Annotated in this window: 21 protein-coding genes and 1 riboswitch; of the genes, 14 read left to right on the top strand and 7 right to left on the bottom strand. The window is 70.7% G+C overall.

The window, feature by feature from the left end; all coding sequences use genetic code 11:
- Positions 1–11: 11 nt before the first annotated feature.
- The 13 genes from nifN to KBC94_RS08430 all read left to right on the top strand — a co-directional run bounded on the left by nifN (position 12) and on the right by KBC94_RS08430 (position 8,992).
- Positions 12–1,439: a nitrogenase iron-molybdenum cofactor biosynthesis protein NifN gene (gene nifN, locus KBC94_RS08490; protein WP_294368654.1), complete on the top strand. Its 1,428-nt coding sequence runs from the start codon at positions 12–14 to the stop codon at positions 1,437–1,439.
- Positions 1,440–1,469: 30 nt separating this feature from the next.
- Positions 1,470–1,889, top strand: a complete 420-nt coding sequence (gene nifX, locus KBC94_RS08485; protein ID WP_294368652.1) for a nitrogen fixation protein NifX — start codon at positions 1,470–1,472, stop codon at positions 1,887–1,889.
- The gene (locus KBC94_RS08480; protein ID WP_294368650.1) at positions 1,882–2,379 is read left to right on the top strand and encodes a NifX-associated nitrogen fixation protein; all 498 of its coding nucleotides are present in this window, start codon (positions 1,882–1,884) and stop codon (positions 2,377–2,379) included. Before nifX ends, KBC94_RS08480 begins: the two co-directional genes overlap by 8 nt.
- Before the next feature lie 3 nt (positions 2,380–2,382).
- The gene (locus KBC94_RS08475) at positions 2,383–2,583 is read left to right on the top strand and encodes a CCE_0567 family metalloprotein (protein ID WP_294368647.1); all 201 of its coding nucleotides are present in this window, start codon (positions 2,383–2,385) and stop codon (positions 2,581–2,583) included.
- Positions 2,584–2,614: 31 nt separating this feature from the next.
- Positions 2,615–2,920, top strand: coding sequence for a ferredoxin III, nif-specific (gene fdxB, locus KBC94_RS08470; protein WP_294368645.1), 306 nt, complete (start codon positions 2,615–2,617; stop codon positions 2,918–2,920).
- Between the two features lie 13 nt (positions 2,921–2,933).
- A complete protein-coding gene (locus KBC94_RS08465) occupies positions 2,934–3,536 on the top strand; it encodes a nitrogen fixation protein NifQ (RefSeq protein WP_294368643.1) in 603 nt (200 codons plus the stop codon).
- Between the two features lie 93 nt (positions 3,537–3,629).
- On the top strand, positions 3,630–4,235 hold the full coding sequence (locus KBC94_RS08460; RefSeq protein ID WP_294368640.1) for an oxygen-binding protein: 606 nt from the start codon (positions 3,630–3,632) through the stop codon (positions 4,233–4,235).
- Positions 4,232–5,275: an LLM class flavin-dependent oxidoreductase gene (locus KBC94_RS08455; protein ID WP_294368637.1), complete on the top strand. Its 1,044-nt coding sequence runs from the start codon at positions 4,232–4,234 to the stop codon at positions 5,273–5,275. The genes KBC94_RS08460 and KBC94_RS08455 overlap by 4 nt, the downstream gene beginning before the upstream one ends.
- Positions 5,276–5,338: 63 nt before the next feature.
- On the top strand, positions 5,339–6,046 hold the full coding sequence (gene modB, locus KBC94_RS08450; protein WP_294368635.1) for a molybdate ABC transporter permease subunit: 708 nt from the start codon (positions 5,339–5,341) through the stop codon (positions 6,044–6,046).
- Between the two features lie 77 nt (positions 6,047–6,123).
- Positions 6,124–6,900: a molybdate ABC transporter substrate-binding protein gene (gene modA / locus KBC94_RS08445; RefSeq protein WP_294368632.1), complete on the top strand. Its 777-nt coding sequence runs from the start codon at positions 6,124–6,126 to the stop codon at positions 6,898–6,900.
- Positions 6,900–7,685 carry an ATP-binding cassette domain-containing protein gene (locus KBC94_RS08440; protein WP_294368631.1) on the top strand — a complete coding sequence of 262 codons (786 nt, stop codon included), beginning with the start codon at positions 6,900–6,902 and terminating at the stop codon, positions 7,683–7,685. The genes modA and KBC94_RS08440 overlap by 1 nt, the downstream gene beginning before the upstream one ends.
- Positions 7,678–8,469 carry a TOBE domain-containing protein gene (locus tag KBC94_RS08435; RefSeq protein WP_294368628.1) on the top strand — a complete coding sequence of 264 codons (792 nt, stop codon included), beginning with the start codon at positions 7,678–7,680 and terminating at the stop codon, positions 8,467–8,469. The genes KBC94_RS08440 and KBC94_RS08435 overlap by 8 nt, the downstream gene beginning before the upstream one ends.
- Before the next feature lie 199 nt (positions 8,470–8,668).
- Positions 8,669–8,992: a hypothetical protein gene (locus KBC94_RS08430; RefSeq protein WP_294368625.1), complete on the top strand. Its 324-nt coding sequence runs from the start codon at positions 8,669–8,671 to the stop codon at positions 8,990–8,992.
- 147 nt (positions 8,993–9,139) lie between these two features.
- On the opposite strand, the gene KBC94_RS08425 is transcribed toward KBC94_RS08430, so the two are convergent.
- Positions 9,140–9,292, bottom strand: coding sequence for a hypothetical protein (locus tag KBC94_RS08425; RefSeq protein WP_294368623.1), 153 nt, complete (start codon positions 9,290–9,292; stop codon positions 9,140–9,142).
- Positions 9,293–9,392: 100 nt separating this feature from the next.
- A complete protein-coding gene (locus KBC94_RS08420) occupies positions 9,393–10,718 on the bottom strand; it encodes a voltage-gated chloride channel family protein (protein WP_294368621.1) in 1,326 nt (441 codons plus the stop codon).
- 79 nt (positions 10,719–10,797) lie between these two features.
- Positions 10,798–10,869, bottom strand: a riboswitch (Fluoride riboswitch).
- Positions 10,870–11,085: 216 nt separating this feature from the next.
- On the opposite strand from KBC94_RS08420, the gene KBC94_RS08415 reads away from it, so the two are divergent.
- Complete coding sequence (locus tag KBC94_RS08415) at positions 11,086–12,198, top strand: HDOD domain-containing protein (protein ID WP_294368618.1); 1,113 nt, start codon at positions 11,086–11,088, stop codon at positions 12,196–12,198.
- Between the two features lie 18 nt (positions 12,199–12,216).
- Here KBC94_RS08415 and KBC94_RS08410 read toward each other — a convergent pair whose 3' ends face one another.
- The 5 genes from KBC94_RS08410 to KBC94_RS08390 all read right to left on the bottom strand — a co-directional run bounded on the left by KBC94_RS08410 (position 12,217) and on the right by KBC94_RS08390 (position 21,313).
- Positions 12,217–13,512: an Hsp70 family protein gene (locus KBC94_RS08410; RefSeq protein WP_294368616.1), complete on the bottom strand. Its 1,296-nt coding sequence runs from the start codon at positions 13,510–13,512 to the stop codon at positions 12,217–12,219.
- A gap of 934 nt (positions 13,513–14,446) precedes the next feature.
- Positions 14,447–16,627, bottom strand: a complete 2,181-nt coding sequence (locus tag KBC94_RS08405) for a phosphocholine-specific phospholipase C (RefSeq protein ID WP_294368614.1) — start codon at positions 16,625–16,627, stop codon at positions 14,447–14,449.
- A gap of 39 nt (positions 16,628–16,666) precedes the next feature.
- Complete coding sequence (locus KBC94_RS08400; protein ID WP_294368612.1) at positions 16,667–16,879, bottom strand: hypothetical protein; 213 nt, start codon at positions 16,877–16,879, stop codon at positions 16,667–16,669.
- Between the two features lie 50 nt (positions 16,880–16,929).
- Positions 16,930–19,176, bottom strand: coding sequence for a phosphocholine-specific phospholipase C (locus KBC94_RS08395; RefSeq protein WP_294368611.1), 2,247 nt, complete (start codon positions 19,174–19,176; stop codon positions 16,930–16,932).
- Between the two features lie 13 nt (positions 19,177–19,189).
- The gene (locus tag KBC94_RS08390) at positions 19,190–21,313 is read right to left on the bottom strand and encodes a LamG-like jellyroll fold domain-containing protein (protein ID WP_294368609.1); all 2,124 of its coding nucleotides are present in this window, start codon (positions 21,311–21,313) and stop codon (positions 19,190–19,192) included.
- Between the last annotated feature and the right edge of the window lie 21 nt (positions 21,314–21,334).

Below are 21,334 nucleotides of genomic sequence, written 5' to 3'. Positions count from 1 at the left end.
GGAGCCGCACCATGGCCGAGGTCGTCGAGTCGAAGAAAGCCTGCGCGGTCAACCCGCTCAAGATGAGCCAGCCGCTGGGGGCGAGCTTCGCCTTCATGGGGCTGGATGCCTGCATGCCCGTGATGCACGGCTCGCAGGGCTGCACCTCCTTCGGGCTGGTGCTGCTGGTGCGGCACTTCAAGGAAGGCATCCCGCTGCAGACCACGGCAATGAACGAGGTGACCACCATCCTCGGCGGCTACGAGAACATCGAGTCCGCACTGATGAACATCCACCAGCGCGCGGCGCCGCGCATCATCGCCATCTGCTCCACCGGCCTCACCGAGACCAAGGGCGACGACGTGGAGGGCTTCCTCGCCATCGTGCGCCAGCGCAAGCCCGAGCTGGCGGACACCGAGATCGTCTACGTCTCCACGCCCGACTACGTGGGCGCCTTCGAGGACGGCTACCGCCACGCCGTCGCCGGCATCGTGCGGGCGATGGTCAAGCCGCTGCCCACGGTGGCCGCGCAGCTCACGCTGCTGCCGGGCAGCCACCTGTCGCCGGCGGACATCGACGAGCTGCGCGAGATCGTCGAGGCCTTCGGCCTCACGGCCGTGGTGCTGCCCGACATCTCGGGTTCGCTCGACGGGCACATCGCGCCCGACTGGCGCGGCACCACGCTGGGCGGCACGACGGTGGAAGAGATCCGCGCCGCGGGCGCCTCGGCCTTCACGCTGGCGGTGGGCGAGCAGATGCGCGATGCCGCCAAGGCGCTGCAGGACATCGCCGGCACGCCCTTCGAGGTCTACGAGCGACTTACGGGCCTGGCCTGCAACGACCGCCTGATGCAGCGGCTGGCGCAGATCAGCGGACGTCCCGTGCCGGCCAAGTACCGCCGCCAGCGCAGCCAGCTGCTGGACGCGATGCTCGACGGCCACTTCTACACCGGCGGCACCAAGGTGGCGATCGGCGCCGAGCCCGACCTGCTGCTCGCCGTGGGCAGTCTGCTGCACGAGATGGGCGCCGAGCTGAAGGTGTGCGTCAGCACCACGCCCTCGGCCGCGCACGCGCTGCTGCCGGCCGCGCAGGTGGTGATCGGCGACCTGGAGGACATGGAGCGCGCTGCGGCCGAGGCGGGCTGCGAGCTGCTGGTCACGCACTCGCATGGCCGGCAGATGGCCGAGCGGCTGGGCAAGCCCTTCTTCCGAGTGGGCTTTCCGGTGTTCGACCGCATCGGCAACTCGCACCGCCGCTATGTGGGCTACCGCGGCACGATGAACCTGATCTTCGAGATCGCCAACCTGATGATCGAGCAGATCCCGCACCACCACGAAGGCGACTGGCCGCTCACGCCCGAGGCCCTGCGCGCGGCGCAGCCCGTGCCGCAGGCGGAGGCCGGCTGCGGCACGGGCTGCGGCTGCGGCGACCACGCGGCCGTGGCCGCCGCCAGCGCCTGAGCGACCTCTTTTCCACGCCACGGAGTCCCCATGAAGATCGCATTCGCCACCCAGGACAAGGTCCATGTCGACGCCCACTTCGGCTGGGCCAAGGCCATCGTCGTGTACGAGGTCACGCCCGAGGGCCACCGCTTCGTCGAAAGCTTCGACTTCGGCGGCAAGCTGGAGGAGGACGGCGACGAGGACAAGCTCGCCCCCAAGCTGGACGCCATCCGCGACTGCGCCATCCTGTATGTGGCGGCGATCGGCGGCTCGGGCGCGGCGCGGGTGGTGGCGCTGAAGATCCATCCGATCAAGGTGCCGCAGCCCGAACCCATTGCAGAGATCCTGGACAAGCTCCAGGACGTGCTCAAGGGCACGCCGCCGCCCTGGCTGCGCAAGGCGCTGGCCAAGGACAGCGGCCGTGCCTTCGATTTCGAGGACGAAGAGGAAGCCCACTCCCATGGCTGAAGAAGCAACCCTGGCCGCCGCCCCGGCGGCCGACGACAACGACGCGGCGCACCTGGCGTCGCCCTTCGTGCAGCAGCTCATCAAGCAGCTGCGCGCCCAGGACACCCACGGCACCTGGGAGGGCAAGAGCGACCTGCAGCTGCTCAAGCCCTACATCCTCACGCCCGAGGAGCGGCGTGCCATTCCGATCATGGGCGACCCCGACCCCGAGACGCTGTGGCACCTGGAACTGTTCTACAACGCCATTGCCGTGGCCATCGAACGCGAGACGAAGCAGATGGTCTCGCCCATGATGAAGATGAGCCACGAGGGCTTCGGCCGCATGGTGCTCATCGCCGGGCGGCTGGTGGTGGTCAACAAGCAGCTGCGCGACGTGCACCGCTTCGGCTTTCCGTCGCTGGCCAAGCTGGCGGAAGCCGGCGGCAAGTTCCTGGACGAGGCCGTCCAGATGATCCGCACCTACCCGGACGTTGCCAACTACGGAGCATGAGCCATGGCCGAGACCGCAGAAGAACTGAAAGCCCGCCTCAAGAAGCTCAACGCCCAGGCCGTGCAGGCCAAGATGGACCTGCATGATCTGTCCGAGGAGCTGCCCACCAACTGGGAGCGCATCCTGGAGGTGGCCCAGCGCTGCCACGAGGCCCATGCCGCGCTGATGGCGGCCCGGAAGGCCTCTGCCGCCGCAGCGGCCTGACGCCACGCACACCGCCAGCCCCGAGCCAGCCATGACCACCTTCAACGTCACCCTGCCCAGCGGCGCCACCTGGACGCCCACCTTCGTCGCCGAACTGGACGAAGACAAGTGCATCGGCTGCGGCCGCTGTTTCAAGGTCTGCCCGCGCGGCGTGCTCGAACTCGTCGGCCTGGACGACGAGGGCGAGCACATCGCCCTCTCCGGTGACGACGACGAGGACGACGAGTACGAGCGCAAGGTGATGACCATCGCCCACCAGGAGCTGTGCATCGGCTGCACGGCCTGCGCCAAGATCTGCCCCAAGAAGTGCTACACGCACGCCGCGGCGCAGGTGTGAGGACCGCCCGGCGATGAATGCCCAGGCCCTGCATCCCCGCGTCCTGCTGCTGGCCTGTGCCCCGCAACGCGGCGAGCCGGCCAGCCTGGCGCTGGCCGGTGTCATCGGCGCGGCCTTCGCGGACCATGGCACGCAATGGTTGCCCCTCGCGGGCCTGCCGGCCGCGGCCACGCGCGCGGTGATGGACCGCCGCTTTCCCGGCGCCGACCTGGCGCTCGGGCTGGACTGGCTGGCGCTCGACGGCGCCGACCGCGCCGAGCCGCGTCAGGACGAGGTGGACGACCTCGTGGCGCTGCTGCTCGACCACCTGTCTCCCGCGGCTGGCCCGCCCGAGGACGGACCGGCCGTCGCCCATGCGCTGGCCTGCGCCAGCCTGGGCGGCAACCACCTGTGGCAGGACCTGTTCCTGCCCTCGCGTCGCGAACTCTCGGCGCTGATCGGCGGCTGGTTCCCCGCGCTCGCGGCCCGCAACACGGGCGACATGAAGTGGAAGAAGTTCTTCTACAAGCAGCTGTGCGAGCGCGAGCAGGTCTTCGTCTGCAAGTCGCCCAGTTGCGGCGTGTGCAGCGACCATGGCCTGTGCTTCGGGCCGGAGGACGGCCGGGCGCGGATCTGACGCGCCGGGCACGCGGCTTGCACTAGGACGGCTAACGCGATGTAGTGAACTACATAACACGTCGCCTGTCCTGACAAAACCAACGAAGCCGCCATGTCCGCCTTCCAATCCGCCCAACCTGTGTCCCGTGGCGCCCGCTGGGTGCCCTGCGACCGGGCCTGTTATCTCACGCTCCACTGGCCGGCCGGCGATTCGCCGGGGGCCGGGGCGGCCTTTGCCGAGGCACCGTGCCTGCCGCTGCTGCCCCAGCCGGCGCACCGGCTGCTGGCCCAGTGCAGCGAGGAGGGCCTGCGCCGGCTGGTGCACCTGCACATGCAGCGGCTGTGCCGCACGCCGCTCTTCGCCCGCGCGGGCCGGTGCGCCGGCTGTGTGGAGCAGCGTGTGGCCGACTTCGTGGTCGAGTCCTGCGGCGGGCCGCTCTTCTACAGCGGCCGGCACGCGCGGCTGCGCGCCGGCTCGGGCCTGCCGCTGCTGCTGGACGAGGAGGGCCGCGAGCTCTGGCTGGTGCAGCTCTGGCATGCCTTCGACGACGCCGGCTGGACGCCCGGCCTGCGGGCCGACTTCTGGCGCTGGGCCGAGCCCCTGTCGGTGCACCTGATGGCGCCGCGCAGCCGCCATGCGGGCCTGACCCGCTATCCCTACGACACCGTGCGCAGCTGGTTCCTGGAAGCGGCGCCCGCAGCAGGAGGCGGGCGATGAGCGCCCTTCCGCCAAGCACGAACCCGGCTCCCGCCACAGGCACCGCCACCGCGCCTGCGGGCTCGCGCTACGGCGTCTTCCTCAACGTGGAAGACCCCGACGGCGACCCGCGCGACGCCCTGGCGCAGACCCTGCTCACCGGCGAGCTGGCCGAGGCCCTGGGCTTTCATTCCGTCTGGGTGGCCGAGCATCACCACAGCCGCTTCGCCATCGGCAGCGCGCTCATGGTGCTGCTGGCCCAACTGGCGGCGCGCACGCGGCGTATCCGCCTGGGCACGGGCGCCGCGCTCCTGCCCCCGAACGACCCGGTGCGGGTGGCCGAGGACATGGCTGCGCTGGATCTGCTCAGCGGCGGACGCATGGAATTCGGCGTGGCGCGCGGCGGGCCCTTTCCGGCCCAGTACCGGCATGCGGGCGTGCCCTCGGAAGCCGAGGCGCGCGAACGCCTGCTGGAGGCCCTGGCCTTCATCCGCCGCCTGTGGCGCGAGGATGCGGTCGATTTCGATGGACGCCACTACCGCAGCCACGGCCTGTCCGTGCATCCGCGTCCGCTGCAGCAGCCGGTGCCCGTGTGGCTGGCCAGCCTGAGCCCCGAGGCGCTGCGCCTGGCGGCCGTGGAGGGCCATGGCCTCATGGCGACGCCTTCGGCCGACCTGGCCAAGGTGGCGGCGGCCATCGCGCCCGAGCGCGGCGCCCGACCGCAGAACTGGCGCTTTGCCATCGCCCGCTTCTTTCACTGCGAGCCCGACCATGACCGGGCCGTCGCGCACGGGCTGGCCGCCGTGCGCGCCTATCCGCAGTTGATGGGCGTGGAATTCGGGGCGCAGGGCAGGCCGCCGATGTTCCGGCCCGATGCCGACGACGACACCATCCTGGCCAATGCCGTGATCGGCGATCCGGCCCATTGCGCGGCCCGGCTGCGCACGCTGCAGGCGCAGCTGGGGCCGCACCTGCTGTTGCTCAAGCCGGCCGTGCACGCGCCTGCGGCGGCACGCGAGGCCCTGTCGCTGTTCATGCGGGACGTGGCGCTCGCCGTGTGACGTGCTTCACAACGCTGGCGCGTATATTGCACCCCCATCGTTATGTACTGGACTACGTAGCAAATGTCGCAAAGCCCTCCGTCCGCGCTGTCGGATCTGTCGCAAAGCCTCCAGGCCACCGACTGGCACCCGCTGTTCCTGTCGCTCAAGGTGGCGGGCGTGGCGACCGTGCTGGCCCTGGTTGCGGGCACGGCGCTGGGCTGGCTGTTCGCCCGCCGGCGCTTTGCCGGCAGCAGCCTGCTGGAGGCGATCTGCATCCTGCCCCTGGTGCTGCCGCCCACGGTGATCGGCTACGCCATCCTCGTTCTGGCCGGACGGCGCAGCGTGGTGGGCGGCTGGCTGTACGAGTACTTCGGCTACACGATCGTCTTCAACTGGCACGGGGCCGTCGTCGCCTCGGCCGTGGTGGCCCTGCCGCTGGTGCTCAAGTCGGCCAGCGCCGCCTTCGGCGGCGTGGACCGCAGCCTGGAGGCCGCGGCCCGCACGCTGCGCCAGTCGGCCTGGAGCAGCTTCGTGCGTGTGACGCTGCCGCTGGCCTGGCCCGGCATCCTGGCCGGCACGCTGCTGGCCTTTGCCCGCGCGATGGGCGAATTCGGCGCCTCGCTGATGGTGGCGGGCTCCATCCCCGGCAAGACCCAGACCCTGTCCATGGCCATCTACGACGCCGTCCAGGCCGGCGAGGACCGCATGGCGCTGCTGCTGGTGCTGGTCACCTCGGTGCTGTCGGTGGCGCTGCTGGTCGTGTCCAACCGCTTCCTGTCGCTGCGTTGAGCGGCCCCGCACGCCGACCACATCCCCATTCATCGTCTTTGTCGAGTCTGTCGCATCTGTTGAAAAGGAGTCTGACCATGTCCCGTCCCTTGTCCCTGGCCCGCTTTACCCGTCGAGGGCTCGCCGTGCTGGCCCTGGCAGCGCTGCCGGCGCTGGCCGCGGCCCAGCAGCTCACGGTCTCGGCCGCAGCCAGCCTGACCAATGCCTTCAAGGAACTCGGGCCCCGGTTCGAGGCCAGCCATCCGGGCGCGAAGCTGGTCTTCAACTTCGCGGCCTCGGGCACGCTGATCCAGCAGATCGCCCAGGGCGCGCCAGTGGATGTCTTCGCCAGTGCCGACCAGGCCACGGTGACGCAGGGCATCGAGAAGAAGCTCTTCGACGCCGACAGCAAGCGGGACTTCGCCCTCAACACCGTGGTGGCCGTGGTACCCGCGCAGGGCGGACCGGCCCTGACCTCGGCCAAGGACCTGGCCGGCGCCGCCGTCAAGCGCATCGCCATCGGCAAGACCGCCACCGTGCCGGTGGGCCGCTACACCAAGGAATCGCTGGATGCGGCCGGCCTGTGGACCACGCTGGAGCCCAAGTTCGTCTACGCCGACAGCGTGCGCCAGGTGCTCGACTATGTGGCGCGCGGCGAGGTCGATGCCGGCTTCGTCTACCGCACCGACGCCGCCATCGGCGGCGACAAGGTGAAGATCGCCTTCACCGCCACCGGCCACACGCTGGTGAGCTATCCCATCGTGGTGGTGAGCGAAAGCCGCCAGAAGGCGCTGGCGAAGGCGTTCATCCAGTTCCTGTCGACGCCGCCCGCGATGGAGGTGCTGAACAAGTACGGCTTCGGCCAGCCCTCCTGATGGCGTTGATCGATGTCGACCTGCAACTGGCCGTGAGCGACGGCCAGCGCCGCTTCGCGCTGCACACGTGCTTTCGCAGCCAGGCGCGCATGGTGGCGCTGTACGGCCCCTCGGGCGCGGGCAAGTCGCTCACGCTGCAGGCGGTGGCCGGCCTGCTGCGGCCCGAGCGCGGCCATGTGCGCATCGGCGGGCGCACGCTCTTCGATGCCGAGGCGGGCATCGACCTGCCGACGCAGCAGCGCCGCGTGGGCTACCTGTTCCAGCACTACGCGCTGTTCCCGCACCTGAGCGTGCGGCAGAACATCGCCTTCGGCCTGACCACCTGGTGGCGCCGCCGGCTGGATGCGCGCGCGGCACGGCGTGTGGATGAACTGCTGGCCAGCTTCGGCCTGGAGGCCATGGCCGATGCACGTCCATCGGCGTTGTCCGGCGGCCAGCAGCAGCGCGTGGCCCTGGCCCGTGCCCTGGCCTGCGAGCCGCAGGTGCTGCTGCTCGACGAGCCTTTCGCCGCCCTCAATCCCATGCTGCGCCACGACCTGCGGCAGGAACTGGCCGCGGTCTGCGCCCGCTGGCAGTTGCCCGTGCTGATGATCACGCACGACGTGGACGACGTGCTGGCGCTGGCGGAGGAGGCGGTGCTCATCGAGCAGGGCCGTGCCGTGCGGCAGGTGGACGTGGCGCGGGGCACCGGCGTCGAGCTGGAGCTGCTCGGTGCCGCCGCGCGCGCGGCCGAGCCGCCGCAGGCCGCCGCGGTGCGCCGCCTGCTGGGAGCCGCCCATGGCTGACGCCACGCTGCTGCATGGCGAGCTGCGCCTGGCCGGGCGGCTGGACGCGCGCTTCTTCGCCCTGCTCGAAGCCATCGACAGCACCGGCTCCATCAACCGCGCGGCGCGCACCGCGGGCTACAGCTACAAGGGCGCGTGGCTGCTGCTGGAGACGGCCTCCAACCTGGCCAACGAGCCGCTGCTGGCGCGCGCCACTGGCGGCAAAGGCGGCGGCGGCTCGCAGCTCACGCCGGCTGGCCATTCGCTGCTGGCCGCCTGGCGCGGCCTGCAGAGCGCCCATGCCGACTTCCTGCGCGAGCAGGAAGCCCTGCTCATCCAACAGCCGGCCCTGGCCGGCCTTCTCCGGAGAATCGCCATGAAGACCACCGCCCGCAACCAGTTCGCCGGCACCGTCAGCGCCGTCGAGGCCGGCCCCGTCACCACCCAACTGACCATCGCCCTGGCCGGCGGCCAGGAGATCGTCGCCACCATGACCAGCGCCGCGGCCACGCGGCTGCAGGCGGCCGTGGGCAAGGAGGCGATCGCGCTCGTCAAGTCCTCGGCCGTGGTGCTGGTGACCGACTTCGCCGGCTACCAGCTCTCGGCACGCAACCAGTTCGCCGGCACCGTCTCGCGCGTCGAGCGCGGCGCCGTCTCCTCGCTCGTGGGCCTGACGCTGCCTGGCGGCGCGGTGATCACGGCCAGCGTCACCAACGATGCCATCGATGCCCTCGGCATCGCGGTAGGCCAAGCCGCCACGGCCGTGGTGAAGGCGTACTCGGTGATGGTGGCGATGCGGGCCTGATGGCCGGCGAGGGCTATTGGCCGGCTTCGGTTTGCCATCCGGCAAATGGATGCTGGCATCCGAGATAACGATAGGTCACATTCTTCGGAGTCCTGTCGGCTCAGGCGGGACCCTTGCCGTCAACCATTGGCAGCGGCCTGGGCGGCGCCGAGCGCCTGACTGGACGGCTGCTGCTACGGCATTCATCTGAACTGTCCGAATGCAACTCATGGCATCTCCGAAACGCACGATCGAACTCCTGGACGAACTTCAGCGCGAAGGCTTCAACGACCAGGCTTTTGGCCTCCTGCATCACTTCCGGGTGACCCGTCAGCAGATGGATACCATCGAAAAGCACAGGAAGTACTGTCTTCAGCGGGAGAGACTGCACGCGGGAGGCACCAATGAAAAGGTCCAGAAGCGGCTGCAGCTTGTGTTGAACGCCTATCGTGCCGGTCCATTTCGCGGTGGCGCGGCCGTCTTCGAGCTTCTTGCGGAGGCAGCCGTCAGGGAAATACCGCTCGACCAATCGGAAGGTGAATGAGCCCGGCGTCCCGGCGTACGCGAACAGCATTCGGCTGCATGCAGCCGCTTGATCGCCTTTGGATTCCCGTTCGGGGGCTCCTGCTGGCCCGTTCCAGGTCAGTGGTGCCTGGAGCGATGTGGGGTCGGTCGGCTGTCTGATCACTCATCAATCGCTGAACTTAATCGCCAGATCTGCGGCGCCACTAACCGCTACCACCGCGATGGCGGCGCGCAGCTCCAGGTCTGGCGCGTACTCGGCCGCGAGGCGGCTGGCGCCGATTGACGAGGTTAAGCTCTGCGACTTGCCCGTGATGATCACCTCGTCGGCAATACGGCCCGGGCGCCGCCGAGGCGCTGATAGTCGGAGGCGACGACCGAGAGGCCCTGCCGAAGCCAGCGGGCACGGCTCCGGCCGGTGCTCAGCTCTGCTTTTGGGGCTCGCTCGCCTTGGCGTGCGCGGCCTTGGCCTGCAGCCGGTACTGCGCGATCTCCGACAGTCGCAGCCCCTCGGGCAGCGCCGGCCGGTACTTGCCATTGCCCACGCGCTGGGCGTGGTAGATGCCAGTGTGGCCGGAACTGAGGTAGCTGGCCAGGCAGCCGATGGCCGCCAGCGGGCCGATGGCCGGCCCGAAGAGTTCCACCGCCATCACGATCGTCGCCACCGGCGTGTTGGCCGCGCCCGCGAACACCGCCACGAAGCCGATGCCCGCCAGCATCGACACCGGCATGTGCAGAAGCGGCGCCAGCGCATTGCCCAGCGTGGCGCCGATGTAGAACAGCGGCGTCACCTCGCCGCCCTTGAAGCCGGTGCCCAGCGAGACGATGGTGAAGGCCATCTTGCCCAGGAAGTCCCACGGTGGCAGCGGACCCTCGAAGGCCGCCACGATGGTCGGAATGCCCAGGCCGATGTAGCGGTGCGCGTCCAGTGCCCACACCGCGACCGCCACCACCATGCCGCCCGCGAAGGGGCGCAGCGGCGGGTAGGCGATGCAGCGCCGCACCCAGCCGCCCAGCCGGTGCGTGGCCACGGCGAACGCCCGGCCGACGAGGCCGAAGGCGATGCCCGCCAGCGTGACCGCCAGCACGCTCCACAGCGTCACCGGCGCCACGCTGCCGACCACGTAATGCGTGTGGTGCACACCCCAGGCCTGGCCGACCTGGTCGGCCACGATGGCCGCCACGGTGCACGGAAAGAGCGCGTCGTAGCGCATGCGACCGATGGCCAGCACCTCCAGGCCGAAGAGGGCGCCCGCCAGCGGCGTGCCGAACACCGACGAGAAGCCGGCCGCGATGCCCGCCATCAGCAGGATGCGCCGGTCCTCGTTGTCCAGCCGGAACAGGCGCGTCAGCTGGTCGGCCAGCGCACCGCCCATCTGCACCGCGGTGCCTTCGCGCCCCACCGAGGCGCCGAACAGGTGCGACACCACCGTGCCGCCCAGCACCAGCGGCGCCATGCGCAGCGGCACGGTCTTCTGGGGGTCGTGGATCTCGTCGATGATGAGGTTGTTGCCCGCCTCGACCTGCTTGCCCAGGCGCCAGTAGATCCAGCCCACGGCCGCGCCGGCCAAGGGCAACAGCCAGATGATGGCCGGATGCGTCTCTCGCCATCGCGTGGCGGCGTCCAGTGCGAAGAGGAAAAAGGCGGAGGCCGAGCCGGCCAGCGCGGCCACCAGGCTGGCCAGGGGCAGCCACTTGGCGACCGAGCGCAGCAGGGCGAGCTGCTCGAAGCGGGAATGTCGGGTCATGTCGTCGATGCGAAGGAAAGGGACCTGACCCAGCCGTCGAGTGCGGACGCGAGCGCCTACAGCTTCCCGACGAGGTCAGGGGCATGTAGGCATCATCAGCCGCGGCAGGCGCCACGGCGGTTCATGGAGGAATGCCATCTCCAGGGCCGCCGATCATAGCGTTGGGTCGGGCCTGTTGCGCCAATTGAAACAAAGCGTTAATAATTCCTTTGGCTTCATTTCCTGGTGCGCCGCCCACTCCGGGTGCGCCTTGCACCTCACGACCCTCCGCCACCATGTGCCTGTGTCCGTCCGTCCCCCACTGGTCCATCGCCGGGGGACCGGTGCGTCCGGCCGGGTGGCAGGCTCATGGGGGCGGCCGCATCGCATGACGAGCCGCTGGCAGCATTGGTGGCACTCGTTGACTGGCCGCGCCGACGCGCCCGGCGTGCCCGCGGCCGCCCCGCGCCGCACGGCGACCGCGCCTGCGCCGCTGGCAACCGAGTTCGAATGGCGCGAGGTGGAGGCCGGCCCCGACGCCGCACTCCAGGCCTACGCGCCGCCGCCCACGGGCGGCCTGCCCGAGCAGTTGGCCAGCTTCCAGCTCACCGCCGCCGACGCGCTGCTGGAGGAGCAGGCACGCCGCGTGCGCACGGTGCTGCGCGAGATCCCGCCGCCGCCGCGCGCGTTGCAGCAGCTGGTGTCGCCCGACTTCGTGTCGCGCGCCGGCGCCTCGGAGCTGGCGGCGCTGGTGATGGGCGAGCCGCTGGTGGCCGCCAAGGTGATGGCGGCCGTCAACTCGCCGCTCTACGGCGTACGCCAGCCAGTGGCCAGCGTGAGCCAGGCCATCACCTTCCTGGGGCTGACCACGGTGCGCAACATCTGCCTGCGGCACATGCTGGGCATGTCCTTCAACAGCGGCTCGCCCTTCGGCCGCCGGGTGCTGGACACGCTGGATGCCTCGGGCGGCTTGGCGGGCGCGCTGTGCCTGCGCCTGGCACCGCGCCTGCAGCTGGAGGATCCCGGCGCGCTGGCCACCGGCGTCGTGATCTCCTTCGTGGGCCACCTGGCCGCGACCACCTTCCAGCACGCGAGCCGCGCGCCCGACGACGCGGTGGCGCCCGGCGCGCTGTTGCCGCGCCTGCGGCTTCAGCAGGCCCATTGGGGCGTGTCGGCCGGCGCCCTCGGGCAGTTGCTGATGCGCGAATGGAAGCTGCCCGCCCACCTGGCGGCGGATGCCTGGGCGCTCGAATCGGTGCTGGTCACGCCGCTGGAGGCGGCGCCGCCAGCGCGCGCACCCGCTCTGGCCCTCGGCTACCTCTGCGCCCGCATCGGCGAGCGCCTGGCCTGCGGCCAGTTCCTCGGGCCGCAGGAGCTGGACGCCGTGTTCGACAGCGACCCGGACTTCCACCATGTGCGCAGCTACCTGGGCCTGCCGGCGCTAGCGCCTTTGCCCGCCCTGCTGCGGGAAGAGCGGACTCTGGAGGGCCTGCGCGTCTGACGCGCCGACGCCCGCTGCTCAGCCGAAGACGCGCAAGGCGTGCAGCCCGAGGCCGCGGGCCACGCTCGATTCCCGGTCGCCGTGCACCACGCGTGCCCCGGGCACCACCTGGGCGATCCGTTCGGTGAGGGCGCGCAGGCCGGTGGAGCCCCCGGTGAAGTAGAGCGTGCGCACGTCCTGCGCCGTCACGCCGGCCTGGACCAGCGTCTCGACGGCGGCGTCGGCGATGCGCTGCAGGTCGGCGTCCAGCGCGCCGAGCGCGGTGGCGGCATCCAGCGGCGTGGCCAGGCCGGGCTCGATCAGGTCCAGCCCCAGCGTGGTGGCGCCGCCCTCGGCCACGGCGATCTTGGCGGCCTCGGCGCGCGCCAGCAGCGCGTGGCCCAGGCGGGCCTGCACCACATGCATCAGGCGGGCGTGCAGCCGCGCGTCGGCATAGAAGCTGCGCATGCGCTGCAGCTCGAGCACGCGATTGGTGGCGTAGACGCCATTGATCAGGTGCCAGGTCGCAAGGTCGAAGTACACCGCGTTGGGCACTTCGCGCGGGCGCTCGCCCGGACGGGCCGGGCCCAGCGCCCGGTAGCCGCACAGCGGCAGGATCGCGGCCAGGTCCAGACGGCGGTCGAAGTCGGTGCCGGCCACGTGCACGCCGTGGTTGGCCAGGATGTCGTCCTTGCGATCGAGGCGCTCGCGCCGCTGCGGCCCCACGCGCACCAGCGAGAAGTCGGAGGTACCGCCGCCGATGTCGGCCACCAGAACGAGCTCTTCCTGCGAGACCGACTGCTCGTGGTCCAGCGCGGCGGCGATGGGCTCGAACTGGAAGTGGACCTCGGCAAAGCCCACCTCGCGCGCCGCGGCCTCCAGCGAGGCCTGGGCCTTGGCGTCGCGCGCGGGGTCCTCGTCGACGAAGTGCACGGGACGGCCGAGCACCACGCGCGCCAGCGGCCCGCCGGCGGTCTGTTCGCCGAGGTGGCGCAGGTGCCGCAGGTAGTCGCCGATCACGTCGAGGTAGCGCACCGAGCGACCTTCGCCCACTTCGGTGGACTGCTCGGCCAGGCCCGAGCCCAGGATGCTCTTCATCGAACGCATCAGCCGGCCCTCGCGGCCTTCCACATAGGCGGCCAGGGCGGCCCGGCCATGCAGCTGGCGCGGCGGCTCGTGGCCTTCGAGGTCTTCGACGTCGTAGAAGACGGTGGTCGGCATGGTGGGCCGCCCGTCCTCCACCAGCACCAGCCGCGCGCTGCCGTCGGCCTGGGGCAGGGCGATGGCGGAGTTGGAGGTGCCGAAGTCGATGGCGCAGCAGGACGGAGCGGTCATGGCAGGGGCGGGCAAAGGGCGCGGATTCTAGGGGGTGCGCCTTTTGTGGCCGTGGGTCGATGGGCTGAGCAAGTGCTGGGCCGGTTGATCGATCGCTGACTCTGGTGATCGACCGTTGACTCGGGTGATCGACCGCTGATTCGCGTGATCTATCGCTGATCCGGGTGTTCGACCGGCTCGCCGCTAACCCGGCAGAGGACGCCGGCATGCGCGCTCCCGGTGCACGCTCGCGCTGACCGGCTTGCCTCACCGCACGGGCGCTCGCTCTCCACCGACGTGCTTGGGGTACTGCACGGCGCCGCGAATGGCACCTCCGCACGCACACCGGCATCCTCCGCCTCGACGCTGCGCGCGAGCCCTCCCGGTTTCAAGCCTTGGCCCTTTCGGTCGTTTGGGTTGGGTCTCGGGCTCGGGCTTTGGGGCCTTCGGTCTTTTGAGTTGTTGGGGTCGCGGAGCCAATGCCGGCCAATCAACCCCAACCCGTTCGGGCTGAGCCTGTCGAAGCCTCGCCCCTATGGGCAGCAGGCAGGCGGGTCAGGCATCGCAGTGCACATGCGCCGCGCGCCCCTCTGCCCATCGACCAGCTCAGGGCGAACGGATTTGGGGCCCGGGCGGCCGAACCCGGCCGTTCGGGCGCAGCGTCGAGGCGGAGGGTGCCGGTGTGCGTGCGGAGGTGCCATTCGCGGCGCCGTGCAGTGCAGAAGGCGCGTCGGTGGAGAGCGGGCACCCGCCCGGTGCAGCAAGCCGGTCGGCGCGAGCGTGCACCGGGAGCGCGCATGCCGGTGCCCTCTGCCGGGTCACCGTCCCATGACTTGCGCATGGAGACCGCACCCGTGCAGGAGCCTTCGAAGCGCTCAGGAGCGCATGAGCCAAACAGCCAATCAGCTCAACAGCTCAACAGCTCAACAACCCGGCGCGACCGACGCAGCCGGACTCAAAGGTCCTGCAGCCCCATCGCCGGATCGCTCACCGACGGCGCGCCGGTCTCCACGCGGCCTGCGAAGCGGCGGTAGAAGCTCGGATCGGCACTGCTGGTGACCGCGAAGTCGTACCAGCGGCCACTGCCCGACAGGTCCCAGTGCTGCTCGGCGCTGGCACCCGCGGCCACCGTCGCCGTCCACGGACCATCGTCACGGTAGGCCTTGGCTCGGATGGTGAAGCTGCACGTACCGCTGCCGCCGTTGAGCATCTTCAGATAGACGTTGCCATTGGCCACGTCGTAGCACACGCGCAGCTCCGGGTTGGCCGCGCCGCCCGCGCGCAGCGCGTTCAGGTCGCCGCGGAAGTGGCGGTGATAACCGTTGGGGCCGAGCACCCACAGGTCGTACAGGCCCGCGTTGTCGGTGGCGACGGCCCAGCTGTCCTCCAGCTGCTTGCCAGGTTCCACCATGTAGCGGCGCGGCAGGCGGTCCAGGTTGAGCTTGTCGTAGACATGGAACACCGCCGCCTGCTTGCCCGTGTTGCTGAAGATCAGCCGCACTGTGCCCGCCGATGCATCCACGCGCGCGCTCGTGTGCAGTTCGTAGGGCAGGGCACGCGAGGGCCGCGTGCCGGTGGCCTGGCGGGGCAGCTGCTGCGTGGCGGGCGGCACGATCTGCGCCAGCGCCTGCTGCTGGGCGCGAAGCTGGTCCGCCTCGGCCTGGGTCTTGCGGCCGGCCAGCGTGGGCAGGGCCTCGTTGTTGGGGTTGGCGAAGTTGAAGGCGCTGGTCAGGTCACCGCACACCGCACGCCGGTAGGCGCTGATGTTGGGCTCCGTCACGCCGAAGCGCTGCTCCAGGAAGCGCAGCACCGAGGTGTGGTCGAAGACCTGCGAGTTGACCCAGCCACCACGGCTCCACGGCGAGATCACGTACATGGGCACGCGGATGCCGGGGCCGTAGACCTTGCCGTCCGGCACCGGCTGGCCGGGCGAAGCCACCGGATGCGTGAAGCGCTCGAAGGCGACGTCGGCCTCGGGCAGCGTCGTCTTGCCCGCAAAGGTGCCGTCGCCATTGGGCGAGGGGGCCGAGGGCGAGGGCACATGGTCGAAGTACCCGTCGTTCTCGTCGAAGTTGACGAAGAGCACCGTCTTGCTCCACACCTCGGGCACGGCGGTGAGCGCGTCCAGCACCTCCTGGATGTACCAGGCGCCCTGCACCGGGCTCGAGGGGCCGGGGTGCTCGGAATAGGTGGCCGGTGCCACGATCCACGACACCTGCGGCAGCTTGCCGTTCTTGATGTCCTGCTTGAAGGTCCCCAGCAGGCCGCCGTCGGGCATGGTGTTGGCGATGCCCTTGTAGAGCGGGTTGCCCGCGTTGTCGCTGGCCGGGTCGTAGGCCGGCGAGGCGGCGTCGTTGCTCACCGGCTTGCCCGAGGCCTCGTTGGCCTTGCGGTACTGCACGAAGCCGGCCAGCGGGTTGTCGGTGAAGTTGTCGGGCATGAACTGGTAGACCATCCAGCTCACCTTGGCCGCTTCCAGCCGCTCGGGATAGGTCTTCCAGTTGTAGCCCTGGGTCGAAGGGCCGATGTCGTCCCACACGTTCACCACCGAGGCCACGTTGGCGCCGGTGGGGCCGTTGGTGCCGGTCCACAGGAACATGCGGTTGGAGTTGGTGCCCGTGTGCATCGCGCAGTGGTAGGCGTCGCAGATGGTGAAGGCATTGGCCAGCGCGAACTGGAAGGGCAGCTCCGCCTCCTTGTAGTAGCTCATGGAGGCCGTGTTCTTGTAGCGCGGCCACTGATACATGCGCCCGCCGTCCCACGCGTTCTGGCCGTCGGTCCAGGAGTGGGGCGTGCCGCTCACGCGCTGGGCGTTGCCCTTGCTGCCGTCCAGGTAGTAGGGCAGCACCGGCTTGCCGTTGGCATCGGACTGCTGCCACACGTTCAGGCCCTTGGGCAGCGGGATGGTGAAGCGGTCGCCGAAGCCGCGCACGCCCATCAGCGTGCCGAAGTAGTTGTCGAAGGAGCGGTTCTCCTGCATCAGGATGACCACGTGCTCGACGTCCTTGATGGTGCCGGTGACGTTGTTGGCCGGAATGGCCAGGGCCTTGCGGATGCTGGGCGGAAAGGCCGCCAGCGTGGCGGCGGCGATGCCCGAGGTGGCCGAGGCCTGGAGGAATTTGCGACGGGAGTTCATGGTGTGCGTGTCGTCGTGGGTCTGCGGGACTCGGTGGGTTCAGGGCGCGCAGCGCATCTCGGGCGCCTTGCTGCCGTCGCCAGTGGCGGGCGGCGTGGTGGTGCCGCTGTTGCCGTTGCCGGCACTTGGCGCGGTGCCGCCGACGGCGGGCACGAAGCCGCTGCCGCCACCGCTGCCGCCGCAGGCGGACAGGGCGGCGCAGGTGGCCAGCACGACGAGGCCGGTGCGCAGGGAGAGGAGGGTGTGGGACATGGTGGGTTGCTCGTGGTCGGGGATGGAAGGGAAGAGGTGGGGCGGACGGCTCAACGTTCGGCCAGGCCCATGGCCGGGTCGCTCACCGACGGCGCGCCGGTCTCGACGCGGCCGGCGAAGCGGCGATGGAAGCTGGGGTCGGTGCTGCTGCCGACCTCGAAGTCGTACCAGCGGCCGCTGCCGGCCAGGTCCCAGTGCTGCTCGGCGGTGGCGCCGGGTGCCAGGGTGGCGGTCCAGGGGCCGTCGTCGCGGTAGGCCCTGGCGCGGATCGTCAGCGTGCAGGCGGCGGTGCCGTCGTTGCGCATGCGCAGGTAGACGTTGCCGTTGGCCACGTCGTAGCAGACGCGCAGTTCCGGGCTGGCCGTGCCCGCCGCGCGGCTCGCGTTGAGGTCGCCGCGGAAGTGGCGGTGATAACCGTTGGGGCCGAGCACCCACAGGTCGTACAGGCCCGCGTTGTCGGTGGCGGCGGCCCAGGTGTCGTCCAGCTGCTTGCCGGCCTCCACCATGTAGCGGCGCGGCACGCGGCCGAGGTTGAGCCGGTCGTAGACGTGGAACACCGCCGCCTGCTTGCCGGTGTTGCTGAAGATCAGGCGCACGGTGCCGGCAGCGGCATCCACGCGCGCGCTGGTGTGCAGCTCGTAGGGCAGGGCGCGCGAGGGTCGCGTGCCGGCGGCCTGGCGCGGCAGTTGTGGGTTGGCCGGCGGCACGATCTGCGCCAGCGCCTGCTGCTGCGTGCGCAGCTGGTCGGCCTGGTCGCGCGACTTGCGGCCCGACAGCGTGGGCAGTGGCTCGCCATTGGGGTTGACGAAGTTGAAGGCGCTGGTGAGGTCGCCGCAGACGGCACGGCGGAAGGGGCCGATGTTGGGTTCCGCGACGCCGAAGCGCTGTTCCAGGAAGCGCAGCACCGAGGTGTGGTCGAAGACCTGCGAATTGACCCAGCCGCCACGGCTCCAGGGCGAGATCACGTACATGGGCACGCGCGGGCCGGGGCCGTACACGCGGCCGTCGGGCTTGGGCTGGCCGGTGCTGCCCTCGGGCGCGGCATGGGTGAAGTACTCGGCGGCGAGCGCCGAATCGGGCAGCGTGGTCTTGCCGGCGTAGCTGCCGTCGCCATTGGGCGAGGGCGCCGACGGCGAGGGCACGTGGTCGAAGTAGCCGTCGTTCTCGTCGAAGTTCACCAGCAGCACCGTCTTGCTCCAGACCTCGGGCACGGCGGTGAGCGCGTCCAGGATCTCCTGGATGAACCAGGCACCCTGCACCGGGCTCGACGGGCCGGGGTGCTCGCAGTAGATGGAGGGCGCGTTGATCCACGAGACCTGCGGCAGCCGGCCCTCGCGCACGTCGCGTCGGAAGGCGTCGAGGTAGTCCTCGGGCTTGCTGCCCGGCAGCGTGTTGGCGATGCCCTTGTAGAGCGGGTTGCCGGCGTTGTCGGTGGCCGGGTCGTAGGCGCGGTAGGGTGTGGCCTGGCCGCTGTTGGAGTAGGGCTGGTTGGGCGCGCCGCCGCTGCTCACGGGGTAGGGCGAGGCCAGGTTGGCCCGGCGGAACTGGCGGAAGGCGCCCAGCATGTTGTCGCCCCATTCGTCGGGCATGTTCTGGTACGAGATCCAGCTGACCTTGGCGTCTTCCAGCCGCTCCGCATAGGTCTTCCAGGTGTAGCCGGTGGTGACGGCCGAAGCCCGGCCGTCGAGCCAGTCCCATTCGTTGCGCACGAAAGCCACGTTCTGCGCCGTCGGGCCGTTGGTGCCAGTGAGGTGGAAGGAGCGGTTGGCATCCGTGCCCGTGTGCATCGCGCAGTGGTAGGCGTCGCACAGCGTGAAGGCATTGGCCAGTGCGAACTGAAAAGGCACCTCGGCTTCCTGGTGGTAGCCCATGGCCTTGGTGGTCTTGTAGCGCGGCCATTGCGCCAGGCGGCCGTTGTCCCAGGCCTTCTGGCTGTCGTCCCAGTCGTGCGGCGTGCCGCCGTCGCGCTGGGCGTTGCCCTTGCTGCTGTCCAGGTGGAAGGGCAGGATGACTTTGCCGTTGCCGTCGCTCTGCTGCCAGACGTTCAGGCCGCCCGGCAGCGGCACGGTGAAGCGGTCGCCGAAGCCGCGCACGCCGGGCAGCGTGCCGAAGTAGTGGTCGAAGGAGCGGTTCTCCTGCATCAGGATGACCACATGCTCGACGTCCTTGATGGTGCCGGTGACGTTGTTGGCCGGAATGGCCAGCGCACGGCGGATGCTGGGCGGAAAGGCGGCCAGGGCGGCGGCAGCACCGGCCGTGGTGGCCGAGGCGCGCAGGAAGTTGCGGCGGGTGTTCATGAGGGCGGCTCCTTCAGCGCGGCAGGGTGGACAGCGGCTGCGCCGCCTTGAACATGCTGGCGATCTCGTCGGCCGTGAGGGCTCGGCGCCAGATGGCGAAGTCGTCGAAGTCCATGGCGCCGCGCGGCGAGCTGGTCTCGCGCTGGTAGTACAGGCCGGTGCCGTCCTCGTTGAGGCCGATGCCGTTCTTGAGGCCGCCGAGCTGGGCGACGAGGGTGCTGGTCAGCGTGGCGCTGCCGGTCTGCGTGCCCAGGGCCGGGTCGAGCACGTAGCCGGTCATCCTGAGGTTGGCCTTGTCGATGACCACCGCCACGTAGGCCCACTGGCCGGCGCTGAGCTTGTAGCCATTGCTGTCGGCACGGCTGCCGCCGGCGCCGACGTTGAAGCGGATCTCGCAGCCGCCGAACAAGCCGATGGCCAGGCCCGCGTTGGCGCCGGTGGTGTAGTTCTTGTTGCCGATCACCGTGCCGCCATTGCTCACGCCCTGGCTGCAGCTGGCGTCGGTGCGCAGCCAGAAGCCGAGGGTGTAGGCCGTGACGCTGCTGTCGGTGGCCACGTCGGTGCCCTGCAGCAGGCGGTAGCCCGACATGCCGCTGGCGTTCCTGATGGTGCTGTCCACGCGCAGCGCCTTGCCCTTGTACGGCGCGACGAAGGGGTCGTCGCTCACCAGCGAGCCGGCGGCGGCGTCCGACGCCCAGGGCGCCATCGTCGAGGCGCCGATCGCATCGATGGTGGGCAGCGCATTGAGCGGGTAGTACGCGGCCAGGCCCTGCACCAGCGTGGTCGCGAGCAGCGCGGGCTTGACGTAGGCGATCTGCGCCTGCACGCCAGTGGCCGAGTCGCCGGCCACCACGGTATAGCGGTAGGCATAGAGCCCGTCCGCGGCGGCCTGGATGTTGTCGGTGTAGCGGGTACTGGCGGCGGGCAGGGTGGCGATCAGCGTGCCGTCGCGGTACACCTTCACCGGCACCTGCGTGTTGCCGGCCATCGTCCAGCCGAGCACCAGGCTGGCCTTGTCGGCGCCGGCCACGGCGCGCAGCTGGCGCACGGCGGTGCCGGCCTGCAGCGCGATGCCGTCGTAGCCGCGCTGCTCCAGCGCGGGCAGTATGCCCAGGTGCTGCAGCACGGTGGGCGCGAGGTCGGTGGCCGCCGCGGCCTGCAGCAGGGTGGCGATGTCGGCCGGCGGCGCATCGTTGACCGCGGGCAGCGAGGGCAGGGCCTTGTTGCTGGCGACGAAGCTGGTCTTGTCGTCCAGCGACTGGCTGCCGGTGGTGCTGCCGAAGGCATCCAGGCCATGGTCGGCGGTCAGCAGCACGAGCCAGTCTTCCTTCGGGTCGTTGGCCTGGCGGCGGGCGATGGTGTCCAGCAGCTGCTGCACGGCGGCGGCCGTGGCGGTGACGCTGGCGCGGTAGCCGGCGCTGCCCAGGCCGTCGGTGGCGGCGCGGGCGGGCGCGCCGTACTCGGCCACTGTGAGGTCGATGCCGGCCTCGATGAGCTGGCGCGTGCGGGTGGTGACGCAGCCGTCGTCGCCGTTGCAGTCCACGCGCCGGTCGATGGCGGCCGCCACGGCGGGGTCGGCGCTCAGGCTGGCGGCGACCGTGCTGCTGGTGACCACGCCGCTCTGAAGGGCGAAGGGCTGCGTGCGCTGGCGCAGCTGGGCCAGCAGCGTGGGCGTACGCGCGGTGTCGATGCGCTGGTCGGCGCTGTCGAAGGCGACGCCGTGGCGCGCCCAGGTGCCGGTCAGCAGCGTGGCGAAGGCCGGGCCGGTGGTGGTGGGCTGGGCGCTGGGCGTGCCGGCGATCCCGCCCGTCCAGGCGGGCGCGGCGCGCAGGCTGGTCAGCGCACCGGCCGCCTGCACTTGGCGCAGTGCGGCGTATGTCATGCCGTCGACTTGCACCAGCAGCACCTTCGGGCCGCTGCGGCCGGCATTGCTGCCGGGTGTGGCGGGCGCCGTGCTGCCGCCGGTGGCGGGAGGTGGGGTGGTGGTGCCGCTGCCGCTGCCTGCGGCGGCGATCAGGCCGAGGTTGCTGCTGCCGCCACCCCCGCCGCAGGCGGCGAGCGAGAGGGCGGTGGCCAGGCCCAGCAGGCCCGCCTTCCAGGCGGGCGCGGGTCGGGAGGACAGGTGCGTGCGTGGCATGCCGGTTCTTTCTTCGAACGG

It is taken from the genome of Pseudacidovorax sp. (assembly GCF_017991995.1).
Classification (GTDB): Bacteria; Pseudomonadota; Gammaproteobacteria; order Burkholderiales; family Burkholderiaceae_C; genus Xenophilus.
This window is presented reverse-complemented; position numbering and strand designations above follow the sequence as displayed.

Bases quoted from the DNA above. Each gene is read 5' to 3' on its own strand.
- nifN (WP_294368654.1), top strand. From the start codon at position 12: ATGGCCGAGGTCGTCGAGTCGAAGAAAGCCTGCGCGGTCAACCCGCTC.
- nifX (WP_294368652.1), top strand. From the start codon at position 1,470: ATGAAGATCGCATTCGCCACCCAGGACAAGGTCCATGTCGACGCCCAC.
- KBC94_RS08480 (WP_294368650.1), top strand. From the start codon at position 1,882: ATGGCTGAAGAAGCAACCCTGGCCGCCGCCCCGGCGGCCGACGACAAC.
- KBC94_RS08475 (WP_294368647.1), top strand. From the start codon at position 2,383: ATGGCCGAGACCGCAGAAGAACTGAAAGCCCGCCTCAAGAAGCTCAAC.
- fdxB (WP_294368645.1), top strand. From the start codon at position 2,615: ATGACCACCTTCAACGTCACCCTGCCCAGCGGCGCCACCTGGACGCCC.
- KBC94_RS08465 (WP_294368643.1), top strand. From the start codon at position 2,934: ATGAATGCCCAGGCCCTGCATCCCCGCGTCCTGCTGCTGGCCTGTGCC.
- KBC94_RS08460 (WP_294368640.1), top strand. From the start codon at position 3,630: ATGTCCGCCTTCCAATCCGCCCAACCTGTGTCCCGTGGCGCCCGCTGG.
- KBC94_RS08455 (WP_294368637.1), top strand. From the start codon at position 4,232: ATGAGCGCCCTTCCGCCAAGCACGAACCCGGCTCCCGCCACAGGCACC.
- modB (WP_294368635.1), top strand. From the start codon at position 5,339: ATGTCGCAAAGCCCTCCGTCCGCGCTGTCGGATCTGTCGCAAAGCCTC.
- modA (WP_294368632.1), top strand. From the start codon at position 6,124: ATGTCCCGTCCCTTGTCCCTGGCCCGCTTTACCCGTCGAGGGCTCGCC.
- KBC94_RS08440 (WP_294368631.1), top strand. From the start codon at position 6,900: ATGGCGTTGATCGATGTCGACCTGCAACTGGCCGTGAGCGACGGCCAG.
- KBC94_RS08435 (WP_294368628.1), top strand. From the start codon at position 7,678: ATGGCTGACGCCACGCTGCTGCATGGCGAGCTGCGCCTGGCCGGGCGG.
- KBC94_RS08430 (WP_294368625.1), top strand. From the start codon at position 8,669: ATGCAACTCATGGCATCTCCGAAACGCACGATCGAACTCCTGGACGAA.
- KBC94_RS08420 (WP_294368621.1), bottom strand. From the start codon at position 10,718: ATGACCCGACATTCCCGCTTCGAGCAGCTCGCCCTGCTGCGCTCGGTC.
- KBC94_RS08415 (WP_294368618.1), top strand. From the start codon at position 11,086: ATGACGAGCCGCTGGCAGCATTGGTGGCACTCGTTGACTGGCCGCGCC.
- KBC94_RS08410 (WP_294368616.1), bottom strand. From the start codon at position 13,512: ATGACCGCTCCGTCCTGCTGCGCCATCGACTTCGGCACCTCCAACTCC.
- KBC94_RS08405 (WP_294368614.1), bottom strand. From the start codon at position 16,627: ATGAACTCCCGTCGCAAATTCCTCCAGGCCTCGGCCACCTCGGGCATC.
- KBC94_RS08400 (WP_294368612.1), bottom strand. From the start codon at position 16,879: ATGTCCCACACCCTCCTCTCCCTGCGCACCGGCCTCGTCGTGCTGGCC.
- KBC94_RS08395 (WP_294368611.1), bottom strand. From the start codon at position 19,176: ATGAACACCCGCCGCAACTTCCTGCGCGCCTCGGCCACCACGGCCGGT.
- KBC94_RS08390 (WP_294368609.1), bottom strand. From the start codon at position 21,313: ATGCCACGCACGCACCTGTCCTCCCGACCCGCGCCCGCCTGGAAGGCG.